Here is a 14,556-nt window from a genome sequence, read left to right on the forward strand (position 1 = left end):
TCCATGAAATCTCCAACAGCGCTTCCCGACTGGCATGGTGCGTTCCGGCTGGACGGGCAGCGCGCGCTGGTGACCGGCGGAGGCAGCGGACTGGGCCTTGCGATCGCGCGTTGCCTCGCCGCCTCCGGCGCTGAGGTGGTGCTGGCTGGCCGCAGGTCGGATCTCCTTGAGGATGCTGCGGCGTCGATTGGCTCGCTGGCGAAAGCCGCACAGCTCGATCTTCGTGATATTGCTTCGATCAAAACTTTCGCGACCGGTGTCGAGGAGACGCACGGCCCGGTCGATATCGTCGTCAACAATGCCGGGAATACGGTGAAGAAGCCGTTCGAGGAATCCGATATTGCCGACTTTGACGAAGTCATGGACGTCCATGTTCGCGGCGCGCTGGAACTGACCCGGCAATTTCTGCCTGGTCAGATCGCGAGAGGAAGCGGCTGCGTTCTCTTCACAGCGTCCATGACATCCTTCATCGGCCAGCCGTTGGTGATGGGCTATACGACGGCGAAGACGGCGCTGACGGGTGCCGTGCGCGGGCTTTCGGCCGAATTCGCCGGCCGAGGTATCCGTGTCAATGCCGTGGCGTCCGGCTGGATCGATACGGACCTGTTTCAAAAGGCTACGGCCAACGACCCGGCTCGCCGCGCCAAAATCATGGGCCGCATCCAGATGAACCGCCTCGGCTCAGCCGAGGAAATCGGCTGGACATGCGCTTTTCTCGCATCGCCTGCCGCCGGCTATATTACCGGGCAGACCATCATCGTAGACGGCGGCGCCGTCATCGGCTTCTAGAAATTGCAATCAGGAAGGGGTTCCCGATGGATACCACAGCAACCTGTTCAACCGATGCCGATCTGTTCCGCGTGTTGAAGGCCGAGCTCTTTACCGCTGTCGTCGGCGATATTCTTGATACGCTCGGCCATTGTCGACAGTTCCTGCCCGCCGGCATCAAGCCTTTGCGCGACGACATGAAAATCGCCGGCCGCGCAATGCCGGTGCTTGAGGCCGATGTCTTCTCGGACGGGAAGGGCTCTTTTGGCCCGCTCGCTGGCCGGTGCTACCTGCATTTTCGAGGAAACCGGTGAGCTCATTGGCTGCGAGGAGATCATGGCCGATCGCGCGGTCACGCCCGAACTTGCCGAAGAGCTTCGTGCGGCGGTTGCCAAGGCGGCACGCTACTATGCCACACTCGGCTGCGGCAGCTTTGCACCGGGCAATGCCGATGGCGGGCTGACGACGATCGAAGAGAAATCGATGGGCGCCTACGCCAAGTCGGGGGCATCGCCGATCTCCGGCCTGATCAAGCCCGGTGATATTCCGCCGCGCGGCGGTCTTTATCTGATGGACGTGGTGCCTGACGGCGAAGTGCGGTTCGGCTTCCCGAATATTTCCGAGAATGCCGAAATTGTCGAGATGATAGCGTCCGGCTGTCACATGGTGTTCTTTGTCACCGGCCGCGGCTCGGTCTCAGGCTCGGCAATCTCGCCGGTGATCAAGATCTGCGCCAATCCGGATACCTATCGCCGGCTGGAGGAAGACATGGATGTCGATGCTGGCCGTATCCTCGAGGGACGAGCAAGTCTTGATGAGGTCGGCCGGGAAATCGTCACGCTTCTGCAGGACGTCGCCGGCGGCAAACCGACAAAGTCGGAAAGCCTCGGCCATCAGGAGTTCATCCTGACCTACAAGTCTTTTGAGCCGATCGGGCCGGCATGTCTGCCGGCGCCCTTGGTCGTAGGCGGTCACATCGCGATCTGGAATGCTCCTGGCCTGGGGTGACGCCGAATGCGGAAAAGGCGAGGCCTTATCTGATAGAAGAAGATCATCTGTTTTTTGATTGAGTTTCTTTAGAGCGGCGCAGACCAACATCCGTCGCAAGACGAGCCTTGGCCACGCGACTGAAAAGACGGACCCAGCCCCATTATCGGTGTACCGGAGAAACCGGCTTTTTCGACAATCTGGGAAAGAAATGAACCGCTTCTTTGCGGCAACGCCTCCTGCCTGCTTCGTCAGGACAACGCATCCCGTTCCAGCCATCATTTGGCGTACGCGGCACTTTTCAAAGACGCAAGCTTGTCGTCCTATCCTTCAGCCGGGTGGCATTTTGCGCCCTGTCCAGCTGACTCCAACGTAGAAAGAGATTTTCCAATTCCCATGTCTTCCGAGATCGCTGTTTCTTTTAATCTACTATTTTAATGGACAATATTTGCATTATCGAAAATGCATGCGATCTTCGGAAGGGATGAGAATGAGTGCGCCCAAACTCGTCGGCATTGCCGGCAGCTTCAACAGGCCGTCGAAGACCTACGCGCTGGTCCAGACCGTCGCGGATTTGGCAATCGAGCGATATGGTTTCTCAAGCAAGGTCTATGATCTGCACGATGTTGGTGCGTCCCTTGGCGCCGCTCAGTTACGCAAGGAGCTCGACGACCGGGCGAAAGGCGTAATTGACGATATCGTCTCATCGGATGCGCTGATTATCGGTTCGCCGACGTTCAAGGGATCCTATCCCGGGCTGTTCAAGCATCTGATCGATCTTATCGATCCACACGAGCTGCGCGCCAAGCCGATCATCATCACCGCGACCGGCGGCGGAGACAGGCACGCGCTGATGGTGGAACATCAGCTGCGGCCGCTCTTCGGCTTCTTCATGGCACACACCCTGCCAACCGCTGTCTATGCGTCTGATCGTGATTTTGCCGACTACAAGGTCTCTTCGGAACCGCTGGCCAACCGGATCAATGAAGTGGTCGGTGAGCTCTCGGCTTTCTTCCCGCATTCGGTAAGGTTGCTGGCTGCGGCCGAATGATCCGCTGATGGACAAATGCCTTCGACCGCCTCGGATCTATCAACCAAATGGAGGGTTACATGAAATGGAATGTCATTAGCCGCCTGAAGACGATTTTCGCTGGGCGCACGTTGCGGGATGCGGATGGACGCATCCAGTCGGTTGATCGGCCCGAGTCCGTCGAGCGAGAGCTCTCCGCGCGCGACTACGAGATCTACTATTGGTGTACATCCCCTGCGCCTTGGCATTGAAGGGAGATGTGCTTTTGATGTCCTGTCGCAAGCTTTGTGTTCGATCTTTCTCGTGAGGCTTACATGACCAGAGTACTGATTGTGCCTGGCCTTTTCGGCTCGGGCGAGGGGCATTGGCAGCGCTATTGGCTGCAGGATCATCGCGACGTTCGGCTTGTCGAGCAGGATGACTGGGACTTTCCCAATCTCGGCAGTTGGATGGAGAAATTGGAAGCCGCGCTGGAAGAGGCCGGTGAAGCCTATATCGTCGCCCACAGCCTGGGCTGCGTGTTGACGGCGAGACTGGCTGGCCGCGAAGCTGCGCGAAGGGTCAAAGGCGCGCTGCTCGTCGCGCCATGTGATATTCCGGTGACGGAAGCCCTGCATGCCGGTCATCTGTCCTTCGGCACCATGCCGACCGACACGCTGCCATTTCCCAGCATGACGGTCGGGAGCCTGAACGACATCTATATGAGCCTCGACCGGCTCGGCATGTTCGCACGGCTCTGGAATTCGGACGTCCGCAATATCGGTCTTGCGGGGCATATCAATGTAGCGAGCGGTTTCGGGCGCTGGGCAAGCGGTTACGGCTTCCTTGAAATGCTGAAGGCGCGTAGCAGGCATCGCAGGCTGCACGGGTTTTCAGCGGCAATCGCGGCATCCATTTAAAAGAAGGGCTTTTCATATCGGACATTCGACGCCATTGTGCGGCGGATTTTTCTTCTCGTTCCCTGGCCGTCACAAATGCGGGCCGGGGCAGGTTTTGGAGGTGAGACAATGAGTTTGCGCATCAACGACATCGCGCCGGATTTTACGGCCGAGACGACGCAGGGCGAGATTAAGTTCCATGACTGGATCGGTAATGGCTGGGCCGTGCTCTTCTCGCATCCGAAGAACTTCACGCCGGTCTGCACGACGGAACTCGGCGCCATGGCTGGCCTGGAAGGCGAATTCCGCAAGCGCGGCGTCAAGATCATCGGCATCTCGGTCGATCCAGTCGAGAGCCATGGTCGCTGGAAGAACGATATCAAGACGGCGACCGGTTTCGATGTCGACTATCCGCTGATCGGCGACAAGGACCTGAAGGTTGCCAAGCTCTATGACATGCTGCCGGCAGGTGCCGGCGAGAGCTCGGAAGGCCGCACGCCGGCCGACAATGCCACGGTCCGTTCCGTTTTCGTCATCGGCCCCGACAAGAAGATCAAGCTGATCCTCACCTATCCGATGACGACAGGCCGCAACTTCGGCGAAATCCTGCGCGCGATCGACTCGATCCAGCTGACATCCAAGCATCAGGTGGCGACCCCGGCAAACTGGCAGCAGGGCGAAGATGTCATCATCACCGCCGCTGTCTCCAACGAAGACGCCATCACCCGCTTCGGCTCGTTCGACACGGTATTGCCCTATCTGCGCAAGACCCGCCAGCCATCAGCCTGATCGGCGTGGTGACTGAGAGTTTTAGCTGATACGATGCGGCCCTCACGGCCGCTTCGCTTTTTACAGGTGAACATTCTCGCGCAAAAAATCCAGCAAGGCCCGCACGCGCGCTGGCAGGGGGCCGCCTTGGCCGATATAGACGGCGTGGAATTCCTCGATATCGCCGGAATTGAACTCTTCCAGCAGGGGCTTTAACCGCCCGGCCGCGATATCCGATTTGACGGTGAAGGCGGCAAGCCGCGCCAGGCCGGCACCGGCAAGCGCCAGATGCCGCATAGCCTCTCCATCGCCCACCTGCAGGCTACGTGCGGCGGGGATTGTCGCAACCTCGCCATTATCAAGCAAGGGCCAGCCTTCGACCGAGCGGGAATAGGCAAAGCCGATGCGGCAATGTTTTGCCAATTCCGCGGCGGAGTGAGGCGTTCCATGCCTGCGTAGATAGTCCGGCGAGGCGACGATGATATTTCGTGTCGCTCCAAGTTTGCGGGCCGTGAGGCTGGAACTCTTCAGCGGCCCGGCGCGGATGGCGACGTCGGCGCGCTCCTCCATCAGGTCGATGACCCGGTCCGTATGGAAGATCTCCAGCAAGACATTAGGATGAAGCGCCATGAAGCCCGGAATGAGCGGAGCCAGCACATGATTGCCGAAGGAGCCGCTGGTGTTGATGCGGATATGGCCGGCTACCTGCTCTCCCGCCGATGCGTGACGTTCGGCTTCGGCAATATCGGCAAGAATGGCGACGCTACGTTCGAAGAAGGCACATCCCTCTGGGGTAAGCTGCAGCCGTCGCGTCGAGCGATGGATAAGACGCGCACCGAGGCGCTTTTCAAGTCTCGTGACGAGCTTGCTGACGGCTGAAGGCGTCATGCGGCAGGCCCTGGCAGCCGCGGTGAAGCCGCCGAGTTCCACGGCGCGCACGAAGACTTCCATTTCCCCGGAACGATTGATCTCTTGGCGGCTCATGATGAATTAAAATCATAAATCAGTTTCTTTCCGGCAATCTATATCATCTTCATCCGAGCGTCTATCTGTCTGAAGAACCAATAGGAGACAGACCATGGAATACAGAAATCTCGGTGCTTCCGGCATACGCGTTCCGGTTCTCAGTTTCGGCGCCGGCACCTTTGCAGGCAGCGGGCCACTCTTCAGCGCCTGGGGCTCGACGGATGCGGCGGAAGCGCGCCGGCTCGTCGATATCTGCCTGGAGGCGGGCGTCAATCTCTTCGATACGGCAGACGTCTATTCGGCAGGCGCATCGGAGGAGGTGCTGGGTCAAGCGATCCGGGGCAGGCGGGACGCCGTGCTGATCTCGACGAAGACAGCTTTGCCGATGGGCGATGGACCGGCCGATTGGGGCAGCTCGCGTTCGCGCCTGATCAGATCGGTCGACGCTGCCTTGCGCCGGCTCGGGACAGATTACATCGATCTTTTGCAATTGCACGCCTTCGATGCCTCGACGCCGCTTGAGGAAACGCTTTCCACTCTTGATGGCCTCATGAAGGCAGGAAAGATCCGCTACATCGGAGCGTCCAACTTCGCCGGCTGGGAACTGATGAAATCGCTCGCGATCTCCGACAAGTACGGCTACGCCCGCCATGTCGCCCATCAGGTCTATTATTCGCTCGCCGGTCGCGATTACGAATGGGAGCTGATGCCACTCGCTGCGGATCAGAATGTCGGCGCCCTCGTCTGGAGCCCGTTGGCGTGGGGCAGACTGACAGGCAAGATCCGCCGCGGCCAGCCATTGCCGGAAAAGAGCCGCTTGCATGAGACCGCGTCATTCGGCCCGCCTGTTGATGACGAGAGGCTGTTCGATATCGTCGATGTACTGGATGAGATCGCCGGCGAGACCGGAAAGAGCGTGCCGCAGATCGCGATCAACTGGCTCCTGACCCGGCCGACGGTCGCAAGCGTGATCATCGGCGCGCGCAACGAAGAGCAGCTGCGGCAGAATCTCGGTGCGGTCGGCTGGACGCTGTCGAAAGAGCAGATCGAAAGGCTGGATAAGGTCAGTGAGGTGACGGCGCCCTATCCCTATTTTCCCTATCGGCGTCAGGAAGGCTTCGCCAGACTGAACCCGCCTCTCGTTTGACGTGGCAGGCGACCCCGAGCGGCGGCGAAGCAGGAAAATGCTTCGCCGCCGGATGTCACTTAACGGCCACCCTCGATCTTGCGATGGCGCTGGTTCCGGCCGCTTTCGCCGTAAGGATAGGCGGCGGGTTGCGGCGCGCTGACCTCGTTCAGTCGATCCATCTCCGCCTCCGACAGCGTCAGCTTGGCGGCGCCAAGATTGTCGGCAAGCTGCTCGGGCGTGCGAGCGCCGAGAATGACTGACGTTACCGCCGGGCGTGCTGCCGTCCAGGCAAGCGCTACCTGTGCCATGGTCACATCTCGCGCCTTCGCGATCTCCTCGACAGCGGCAATGATTGCCCAGGTGCGCTCCTGTGCGTTGCGTGGGGCAAAGGATTCGCTGCCGCGGTTGGGGTTCTCGCCAAGCCGCGTGGCGCCGGTCGGCATTTCGTCGCGCCTGTATTTGCCAGTCAGCCAGCCGCCGCCGAGCGGCGACCAGGGAAGCAGGCCCATGCCGGCATCGAGGCAGGCATCGACGATCTCAAGCTCGATATCGCGAACAAGCAGATTGTATTGCGGCTGCAGCGTCACCGGCCGCGTATAGCCCTGTGCCTTGGCGATCTCGACAGCCTTGGCGACATGCCAGCCTACGTAATTGGAGAAGCCATAATAGCCGATCTTGCCGGCACGTACGGCATCATCAAGAAAGCGAAGTGTCTCTTCGATAGGCGTCAAGGCGTCCCAGGCATGCATCTGATAGAGATCGATATGCTCGATGCCCAGTCGGCGTAGGGAGTCATCGAGCGCTTGGTTCAGATGACGGCGGGACAGACCGAGATCGTTCGGACCGTTGCCCATCGGAAAGCGGCCCTTGGTGGCAATCACGGCCTGGCGCGCTTCCGTCGGACGAGCCTTCAGCCAGCGTCCGATGATCTCTTCCGACTTGCCTGCACTATAGACATCGGCGGTGTCGATGAAATTGCCGCCCCATGCGAAATAATCGTCGAGAAGTTTATGTGATGCGGCCTCGTCTGCTTCCGCGCCGAAAGTCATGGTGCCAAGGCAATAGGCCGTGACAACGGCCCCGCTTGGACCGAGCTTGCGATAATCCATTCCTGCCTCCTCTGAACGGAGCGCCGGCACCCGATCGGCAAAGCTGTCGGGAAAGCCGCAGGCTCCGTGATCCATAGCAATGTGGTGCTTGAGACGGCCTCCACCGTCGATGGGGTTCGACGCTCGGCATTTTACCGCCTTGGCCGCAAAATGAGCATAACCAATCATCCCATGATTACCAAGCGCATTCGTTGCCTGAGTGGCCGCGCTTGCGTAAAATTCTCCGTGATGATTCTTCTCTCGCCGAATGCTTCCCTTCATGGATGAAACGCCGACAAGCCGCATGCTTTCCTGGGCACGCAACTCCACCATCTATCGTCTCGAGCGCCGGATGATGACGGAAAAGCAGCTGTTCGACGTGATCACCAAGAAAGCCAAGCAGAAGTTCGAGGATATCAGCGACGCACAGATCAAGGCGCTTGCCGACTTTGCGGTCAAATTTGCCTACGAACTCAAGGTGCTCGATGACGTCGCCTTCGCCGAGATCAGCACGCGCTCGGCCGTTCGTTCCGGCAAATCGAAGAAAGCCATCGCCTTTAAGCTCTCGTCCAAAGGCATTGCTGGCGAAACGGTCGTTGCGGCGGTGGAGGAGGTCGACGATATCCATTCCGCTGTCATCTTTGCCAGGAAGCGTGGTTTCGGCCCGTTCCGGCGCGGCGATCTCGACGAGAAGCGCAAGGCAAAGGAACTATCCGCCTTCGCCCGCAACGGTTTCAGCATCGCAGTCGGCAAAAGGGTCTTCGAGATGGAGCGAGAGGATGCCGAGGAACTGTTGTTGTCGGCCCCGGCATTCTGAAGATCGATGCTCATTGAAATAGCTGAGGTCACCCGCTAGCTTTGCCGCGCTTGAGTGGGGCATGCAGGGGACGTTCGTGAAAGCAGACATTCGATTACTGGTAGCGGTGACATGCATTGCCTCTTTGCCGATGGCCGCCCATGCCGAGTGGCAGGCGGTGGAGACGACCAAGACATATGCGATTACCGGAACATCGGGGCGCGAGCTCTACGATTCCATCGGCGAGCGCGGTCCATTGCTCGGACCGAAGGTCAGGGCGATTGCGCATACCGATTTCAAGCTGACCTGGACGCGGAAATATGAGCTGCAGCCGGACGGCGCCTGCAAGATCACGGTCAACATCCCGAAGCTGACCATCACCTACACCTTGCCGAAACCCTCGGCGAAACTGCCTGTTTCGACCCGCAAAAGCTGGCAGAAATTCATTGCCGGGGTCGAAGCCCACGAGCGCGTGCATGGCGGCTTCATCAAGGACATGGTCAAGGAGATCGAAGCCATGAGCGTCGGCTTTTCCGTGCCCGACGATCCGAAATGCAGCAAAATCCGCGTGGAACTGACGAAGCGGCTTGGTGAGATTTCCAACAGGGAACGGCAGCGCAACAGCGATTTCGATAGGGTCGAATTCAGCGATGGCGGCAATCTCCAGCAGCTCGTTCTGAAGCTGGTCAAGGAAGAGTAATTAAGAGCACCGCAGCCGGACGTATCCGCCGGCTGCGTGACCTATGTGGTCTTATCGACCCTTCCGCTTCCGCCATTCGGCGAATTTGAGTTTTGGCGCGTCGCTGGTTGCCGGGTAGAGGCCGATGATGGTCGCGCCGTTCATCACTTCTTCCGTGACGAAATCCTCATAGGCCGTCATTTCGACGGTTTCATCGGCGATTTCGTCAGCGAGATGCGCCGGAATGACAATGACGCCCTCATTGTCGCCGACGAGAACGTCGCCGGGGAAAACCGCGACATCGCCGCAGCCGATCGGGCCATTGATTTCGATCGCCTGATGCAGCGTCAGGTTCGTTGGAGCGGACGGGCGGTGGTGATAGGAGGGAATATCGAGGGCGGCGATTTCCGGGCTGTCGCGGAAGCCGCCATCGGTGACGACGCCGGCCACGCCACGCACCTGCAGCCGCGAGACCAGGATGGAACCGGCCGAAGCGGCACGCGCATCCTTTCGGCTATCCATGATCAGCACAAAACCGGGCGGGCATTGCTCGACCGCAGCCCGTTGCGGATGCTCGGGGTTGCGGAAGACTTCGAGCGTGTTCAGGTCCTCGCGCGCCGGAATATAGCGCAGCGTAAAGGCCTGGCCGACCATGTTCGCCTTCTTCGGCGAAAGCGGCCGCACATCCTGAATGAACTGGTTGCGCAGGCCGCGCCGGAAAAGCGCGGTGGCGATTGTCGGTGTTGCGACGCCCATCAGCTTGTCGCGTGTCTCGTTGCTCAGCACATAACTGCTCATGCGATATATCCTTCGTGATCAATAGATATCGGGTTCGCCCGGCGTCGGGCCAAAACTTGTTTCCAGGAAATCGAAATCACAGCCGGTATCGGCCTGAGCGACATGGCGCGAGAACATCCAGCCATAGCCGCGGCCGAATTTTTCCGCCGGCTTGACCCAGGCGTCGCGACGGCGCTGCAGCTCGTCCTCGTCGACAAGCATGTCGATGCGCCGCGCCTCGAGATCGAGGCGGACGATATCGCCGTTGCGCAAAAGGGCCAGCGGTCCACCGACATGCGATTCCGGCGAGACGTGCAGAATGCAGGCGCCGTAGCTCGTGCCACTCATGCGGGCATCGGAGAGGCGGAGCATATCCCTGTGCCCTTTCTTCAGAAGCGCCTTCGGGATCGGCAGCATGCCCCATTCGGGCATGCCGGGACCGCCTTGCGGGCCGGCACCGCGCAGCACCATGACGTGATCGGGCGTGATGTCCAGATCCTCGTTGTCGACGGCCGCCTTCATCTCCGGATAGCTGTCGAAGACGAGTGCCGGACCCTGATGCTTGTGAAAGCGCGGATCGCAGGCGGCCGGCTTGATGACGGCGCCGGTCGGTGCAAGGTTGCCCTTCAGCACCGCAAGCGACCCCTCATGATAGACAGGATTGTCGAGCGAGCGGATCACGTCATCATTGTAGCATTTCGCCCCCTCCAGCGTTTCGCCGAGGGTGACGCCGGAGACTGTCAGCGCCGAAAGGTCGAGCTTCGGGGAGAGCTTCGCCATCAGCGCGCGCAGGCCGCCGGCATAATAGAAATCCTCCATCAGATAGGTCTTGCCGGTGGGCCTGATATTGGCAAGCACCGGCGTCTTCCGCCCGGCTTTGTCAAGATCGTCGAGCGAGAGATTGACGCCGGCGCGGCGTGCCATCGCGATCAGATGCACGACAGCATTGGTGGAACAGCCTGTCGCCATCGCCACCGCCACGGCATTGTTGACGGCGGCCTGCGTGACGATCTTTGAGGGGATCAGATCTTCCCAAACCATCTCGACGATACGTCGACCGACAGCTGATGACATGCGGATATGGTTGGCGTCTGGTGCGGGGATCGAGCTGGCGCCGGGCAGGGTCAGGCCCAGTGCTTCGGCGATTGCCGTCATCGTGCTCGCCGTGCCCATGGTCATGCAGTGACCGTAGGAGCGGGCAATACCGGCCTCGACATCGACCCATTCCTTCTCCGAGATGGTGCCGGCGCGGCGCTCGTCCCAGAATTTCCAGGCGTCGGATCCGGATCCTAGATACTCGCCGCGATAATTGCCGCGCAGCATCGGGCCGGCCGGGAGGTAGATCATCGGCAATCCCATGGAGAGCGCGCCCATGACGAGGCCGGGCGTGGTCTTGTCGCAGCCGCCCATCAGCACGGCGCCGTCGACTGGGTGCGAGCGCAAAAGCTCTTCCGCTTCCATCGCCAGCATGTTGCGATAGAGCATGGTCGTCGGCTTCACATAACTTTCCGACAGCGACAGCGCCGGCAACTCCAGCGGAAAACCGCCGGCCTGCAGTATGCCGCGCTTCACATCCTCGACGCGATGCTTGAAATGGGCATGGCACGGATTGGCATCGGACCAGGTGTTGAGGATGGCGATGACGGGCTTATCGGTCCATTCTTCGGGCGCATAGCCCATCTGCATGGTGCGCGAGCGATGCCCCGAGCTTCTGAGATCATCAGGCGCAAACCATCTGGCGCTGCGCAAGTCTTGGGGCTTCTTCCTGCTGTTCATTGTATTGACGCCTTGTATTCGAATGTTGGTCGAAGGGATAAATCCGTGCGCTGCATCATTCCTTCATGCCCCATTTTAGCAGGGTGCGCCGCTCGATGGTCTGGAAGACCAGGTTTTCGACAATAAGCCCGATGACGATCACAGTCAGCAGGCCGGCAAAGACCGCGGGGATGTCGAGAAGATTGCGGTTTTCGAAGATGAACCAGCCGAGGCCGCCCTGGCCGGAGGAGACGCCGAAGACGAGTTCGGCGGCGATCAGCGTGCGCCAGGAAAAGGCCCAGCCGATTTTCAGGCCGGTCAGGATCGACGGAAAGGCGGCGGGGATCAGGATGCGGAAGACATAGGATAGCCCCGTCAGTCCGTAATTGGCACCGACCATGCGCAGAGTGCGCGAGACCCCGAGAAAACCGGCATGCGTGTTGAGCGCGACAGCCCATAGGACGGAGTGGATAAGCACGAAGACGAGGCTTGCTGGACCGAGGCCGAACCAGATGAGCGCGAGCGGCAAGAGCGAGATGGCCGGCAGCGGATTGAACATCGCCGTCATGGTTTCCAGGAAATCGGTGCCGATGCGGGTGTTGATCGCAACGACCGTCAGGACGGCGGCGAGCACCGTTCCCGAGACGTAGCCTGTCACCAGTATCTTCAGCGTGGTCCAGATGCGGGCCGGCAGCACACCGTCGGCAAACCGGTCGTAAAGCGCGGTCAGCGTGTCGCTCAGCGTCGGAAACAGCAGCGGATTGTCTAGATGCCGGGCATAGGCCTCCCATATGACGGCGAGGACAACGATCAGCAATGACTTGCGGAAAAGACCCGACTGCCAGAGGAGCTCGATCGTGCCGAGCTTTTGTTCGACGGCTGCGATATGGCCGGCCGTTTCCGGTGACTGCGGCGCAAGGATAATCTGCGGTACGCTCATGGATTACTCCCTGTGCCCCTGTTCGGCAAACAGCATGTGATGAATTTCCTGCTCCAGTTTTGCGGCGGCTGTGGGGTCGTCGCGGACGGCCTCCACATCGCGCACCTCGGCCTTGACCCGACCGGGATGCGGCGACAGCAGCAGGATGCGGTTGGAGATCTTGATCGCCTCGGCGATCGAATGGGTGACGAAGATGACGGTAAAGCGCGTATCCTCCCAGAGCTGCAGAAGCTCGTCCTGCATCTGCCGACGGGTGAGGGCATCGAGCGCGGCGAAAGGCTCGTCCATCAGCAGGATATCGGGCTGCATCGCCATGCCGCGGGCAATCGCGACACGCTGTTTCATGCCGCCGGACAGCATGTGCGGATAGGTATCGACCGCGCGTGTGAGCTTGACCTTGTCGATATAATCGCGGGCGATCGCCTCAGCTTCGCTACGCGGCAGGCGGCGGGCTGTCGTCAATGGGAACATGACGTTTTCCAACACTGTCTTCCAGGGGAGCAACTGGTCGAATTCCTGAAAGACCATCATGCGGTCGGCGCCTGGTTTCTTGACCGGTTGCCCCTTGATTTCAATCCGGCCCGCCGTCGGTGTCATATAGCCGCCGATCGCCTTCAGCAGCGTTGATTTTCCACAGCCCGAGGGGCCGAGGAGGACGAAGCGATCGGACTTGGCGACGGAGAAGCTGACATTTTCCGTCGCGGTGATCAGCAGGTTCGGCGTCTTGTAGCGAAGCGTCACCCTGTCGACATTCAGAAGCGGTGTCGCGGTCATTGTTTCCGTCATCGGCATGTCAGTACGCGTTTTTGCCTGAAGCATGGGCCTTCTCCGTGAGCTGGCTTGAAAGCGGCATTCGCGCCGCCCGTAGGCATCAGTTGCCATTGAGATCGGCGGCTTCCGGCAGGTAATAGTCGGTCCAGGCCTTGGGCATGGTCTTCAGCGTACCGATTTTGTGGAGGTGCGCCGCGAACTTCATCGTTCCCTGCGGATCCATGCGGAACTCCATCATGTGCGGCTCGTTCAGGATCGCCATCAGGTCCTCGACGCTGGTCTTGTCGCCGCTGACGGTCTTGTAGGCTTCCACCGCCGATTTCGGATCCTTCTTGATGAAGTCGATCGCTTCAGCCGTCGCCTCGCGCACCGCCTTGATGATCGTCGGGTTGGCGCTTGCAAACTGCGTCGTCGTGAAGAATGTGCCCTGGGTCAGCTCGCCGCCGATAATGTCGCGGGAATCGATGACCTTGTGAACGCCCGGCTGCTTCAATTCCAGATATTGGAAGGGTGGGGCGGAGAAGTGGTTCTTGACCTCATGGGTCTGGTTGGCGAGCGCTGCCATCGCGTCGGGGTGACCGAGCTGCACCGTATTGGCGTCGAACTTGTGCACCTGGTCGTCGCCATACATTTGCGCGGCGGCCATCTGCAGCAGAATTGCCTGCGTGGAGACGCCGACCGTGGGTACCGCGATCTTGTCGCCGGCCTGAATATCCTTCAACGACTGGATACGCGGGTCGCGCGAAACCATGATGACCGGCTGGGCCGAATTGGTAACGATGCCCTTGACCTTGCCTCGGGTGCGGTCCCAAAGCAGCAGGAGATTGCCGGTGCCGGTGTTGACGATGTCGACATTGCCGGACAGCAGCGCGTCGGTCTGCGCGCCGCCTCCGCTGAAGGTCCGCCATTCCACCTTGACGCCCTGTAGGCCGTCTGCGGCCGCATGCTTCTCGATCAGCTTCTGCGTCTCCATCACATGGCTGGCGAGATAGAGAATGCCGGGCTGGCGCGTGATCGAAAGATCCGTCTTTTCGGCTGCTCCGGCTGAAAAGCTGCCCGCAATCACCATGCCGACCGCAGTCAGACAGCGAAGAAATCCTCTCATTTGCTCCTCCCCGATTTATCCAACCTTTGAGAAATGAGGTTGGCGCCGGCTCACTAAAGCACTAATGTATCAGTGCATCAAGCCCTGAATTGTGTTTAATGAGTAGACGCTCTTGCCCA

15 protein-coding genes and 2 pseudogenes are annotated in these 14,556 nt (G+C 60.0%); 10 read left to right on the top strand and 7 right to left on the bottom strand.

The genetic code is table 11. From position 1 onward, the window contains the following. Positions 1–3: 3 nt before the first annotated feature. From I8E17_RS21845 to I8E17_RS21875, 7 genes and pseudogenes are all read left to right on the top strand, one after another. Positions 4–789 (top strand): SDR family oxidoreductase, encoded by a 786-nt coding sequence (locus tag I8E17_RS21845; protein ID WP_113366335.1) that lies wholly within the window; start codon positions 4–6, stop codon positions 787–789. Between the two features lie 26 nt (positions 790–815). Next, positions 816–1,010: pseudogene (locus tag I8E17_RS21850) on the top strand (RraA family protein); the annotation flags it as partial. Positions 1,011–1,050: 40 nt separating this feature from the next. Continuing rightward, positions 1,051–1,776, top strand: a pseudogene (locus I8E17_RS21855) (hydrolase); the annotation flags it as partial. Positions 1,777–2,245: 469 nt separating this feature from the next. Continuing rightward, on the top strand, positions 2,246–2,806 hold the full coding sequence (gene msuE / locus I8E17_RS21860; protein WP_219511619.1) for an FMN reductase: 561 nt from the start codon (positions 2,246–2,248) through the stop codon (positions 2,804–2,806). Between the two features lie 59 nt (positions 2,807–2,865). Beyond that, on the top strand, positions 2,866–3,036 hold the full coding sequence (locus tag I8E17_RS21865; protein ID WP_162750890.1) for a hypothetical protein: 171 nt from the start codon (positions 2,866–2,868) through the stop codon (positions 3,034–3,036). 63 nt (positions 3,037–3,099) lie between these two features. Continuing rightward, a complete protein-coding gene (locus I8E17_RS21870) occupies positions 3,100–3,684 on the top strand; it encodes an alpha/beta hydrolase (RefSeq protein WP_069614743.1) in 585 nt (194 codons plus the stop codon). A 108-nt stretch (positions 3,685–3,792) separates the two neighbouring features. Next, entirely contained in the window at positions 3,793–4,452 is a 660-nt protein-coding gene (locus I8E17_RS21875; RefSeq protein ID WP_069614590.1) for a peroxiredoxin, read from the top strand. Between the two features lie 60 nt (positions 4,453–4,512). On the opposite strand, the gene I8E17_RS21880 is transcribed toward I8E17_RS21875, so the two are convergent. Then, the gene (locus I8E17_RS21880; protein WP_069614589.1) at positions 4,513–5,415 is read right to left on the bottom strand and encodes a LysR family transcriptional regulator; all 903 of its coding nucleotides are present in this window, start codon (positions 5,413–5,415) and stop codon (positions 4,513–4,515) included. Positions 5,416–5,509: 94 nt separating this feature from the next. Here I8E17_RS21880 and I8E17_RS21885 point away from each other — a divergent pair, with 94 nt between their 5' ends. Next, the gene (locus tag I8E17_RS21885; protein WP_069614588.1) at positions 5,510–6,544 is read left to right on the top strand and encodes an aldo/keto reductase; all 1,035 of its coding nucleotides are present in this window, start codon (positions 5,510–5,512) and stop codon (positions 6,542–6,544) included. A 59-nt stretch (positions 6,545–6,603) separates the two neighbouring features. Here I8E17_RS21885 and I8E17_RS21890 read toward each other — a convergent pair whose 3' ends face one another. Then, the gene (locus I8E17_RS21890; RefSeq protein WP_069614742.1) at positions 6,604–7,635 is read right to left on the bottom strand and encodes an aldo/keto reductase; all 1,032 of its coding nucleotides are present in this window, start codon (positions 7,633–7,635) and stop codon (positions 6,604–6,606) included. Between the two features lie 259 nt (positions 7,636–7,894). Between I8E17_RS21890 and recX the strand changes: the two genes are divergently transcribed. Further along, complete coding sequence (recX, locus tag I8E17_RS21895) at positions 7,895–8,431, top strand: recombination regulator RecX (RefSeq protein ID WP_069614587.1); 537 nt, start codon at positions 7,895–7,897, stop codon at positions 8,429–8,431. A 61-nt stretch (positions 8,432–8,492) separates the two neighbouring features. After that, positions 8,493–9,110, top strand: coding sequence for a DUF922 domain-containing protein (locus I8E17_RS21900; protein ID WP_069614586.1), 618 nt, complete (start codon positions 8,493–8,495; stop codon positions 9,108–9,110). 51 nt (positions 9,111–9,161) lie between these two features. Here I8E17_RS21900 and I8E17_RS21905 read toward each other — a convergent pair whose 3' ends face one another. The 5 genes from I8E17_RS21905 to I8E17_RS21925 are packed head-to-tail and all read right to left on the bottom strand — an operon-like array spanning position 9,162 to position 14,437. Further along, positions 9,162–9,887, bottom strand: a complete 726-nt coding sequence (locus I8E17_RS21905; protein WP_069614585.1) for a ribonuclease activity regulator RraA — start codon at positions 9,885–9,887, stop codon at positions 9,162–9,164. Between the two features lie 18 nt (positions 9,888–9,905). Further along, on the bottom strand, positions 9,906–11,642 hold the full coding sequence (araD, locus tag I8E17_RS21910) for an L-arabinonate dehydratase (protein ID WP_069614584.1): 1,737 nt from the start codon (positions 11,640–11,642) through the stop codon (positions 9,906–9,908). Positions 11,643–11,697: 55 nt separating this feature from the next. Continuing rightward, a complete protein-coding gene (locus I8E17_RS21915; protein ID WP_069614583.1) occupies positions 11,698–12,561 on the bottom strand; it encodes an ABC transporter permease in 864 nt (287 codons plus the stop codon). A 3-nt stretch (positions 12,562–12,564) separates the two neighbouring features. Continuing rightward, a complete protein-coding gene (locus I8E17_RS21920) occupies positions 12,565–13,380 on the bottom strand; it encodes an ABC transporter ATP-binding protein (RefSeq protein WP_113366318.1) in 816 nt (271 codons plus the stop codon). 52 nt (positions 13,381–13,432) lie between these two features. Then, positions 13,433–14,437 carry an ABC transporter substrate-binding protein gene (locus I8E17_RS21925; protein ID WP_069614581.1) on the bottom strand — a complete coding sequence of 335 codons (1,005 nt, stop codon included), beginning with the start codon at positions 14,435–14,437 and terminating at the stop codon, positions 13,433–13,435. Positions 14,438–14,556: the final 119 nt, after the last annotated feature.

The sequence above is a fragment of the Rhizobium sp. AB2/73 genome (assembly GCF_020871915.1).
In the GTDB taxonomy this organism is placed as follows: Bacteria; Pseudomonadota; Alphaproteobacteria; order Rhizobiales; family Rhizobiaceae; genus Rhizobium; species Rhizobium dioscoreae.

Bases quoted from the DNA above. Each gene is read 5' to 3' on its own strand.
- I8E17_RS21845 (WP_113366335.1), top strand. From the start codon at position 4: ATGAAATCTCCAACAGCGCTTCCCGACTGGCATGGTGCGTTCCGGCTG.
- msuE (WP_219511619.1), top strand. From the start codon at position 2,246: ATGAGTGCGCCCAAACTCGTCGGCATTGCCGGCAGCTTCAACAGGCCG.
- I8E17_RS21865 (WP_162750890.1), top strand. From the start codon at position 2,866: ATGAAATGGAATGTCATTAGCCGCCTGAAGACGATTTTCGCTGGGCGC.
- I8E17_RS21870 (WP_069614743.1), top strand. From the start codon at position 3,100: ATGACCAGAGTACTGATTGTGCCTGGCCTTTTCGGCTCGGGCGAGGGG.
- I8E17_RS21875 (WP_069614590.1), top strand. From the start codon at position 3,793: ATGAGTTTGCGCATCAACGACATCGCGCCGGATTTTACGGCCGAGACG.
- I8E17_RS21880 (WP_069614589.1), bottom strand. From the start codon at position 5,415: ATGAGCCGCCAAGAGATCAATCGTTCCGGGGAAATGGAAGTCTTCGTG.
- I8E17_RS21885 (WP_069614588.1), top strand. From the start codon at position 5,510: ATGGAATACAGAAATCTCGGTGCTTCCGGCATACGCGTTCCGGTTCTC.
- I8E17_RS21890 (WP_069614742.1), bottom strand. From the start codon at position 7,635: ATGGATTATCGCAAGCTCGGTCCAAGCGGGGCCGTTGTCACGGCCTAT.
- recX (WP_069614587.1), top strand. From the start codon at position 7,895: ATGGATGAAACGCCGACAAGCCGCATGCTTTCCTGGGCACGCAACTCC.
- I8E17_RS21900 (WP_069614586.1), top strand. From the start codon at position 8,493: ATGCAGGGGACGTTCGTGAAAGCAGACATTCGATTACTGGTAGCGGTG.
- I8E17_RS21905 (WP_069614585.1), bottom strand. From the start codon at position 9,887: ATGAGCAGTTATGTGCTGAGCAACGAGACACGCGACAAGCTGATGGGC.
- araD (WP_069614584.1), bottom strand. From the start codon at position 11,642: ATGAACAGCAGGAAGAAGCCCCAAGACTTGCGCAGCGCCAGATGGTTT.
- I8E17_RS21915 (WP_069614583.1), bottom strand. From the start codon at position 12,561: ATGAGCGTACCGCAGATTATCCTTGCGCCGCAGTCACCGGAAACGGCC.
- I8E17_RS21920 (WP_113366318.1), bottom strand. From the start codon at position 13,380: ATGCTTCAGGCAAAAACGCGTACTGACATGCCGATGACGGAAACAATG.
- I8E17_RS21925 (WP_069614581.1), bottom strand. From the start codon at position 14,437: ATGAGAGGATTTCTTCGCTGTCTGACTGCGGTCGGCATGGTGATTGCG.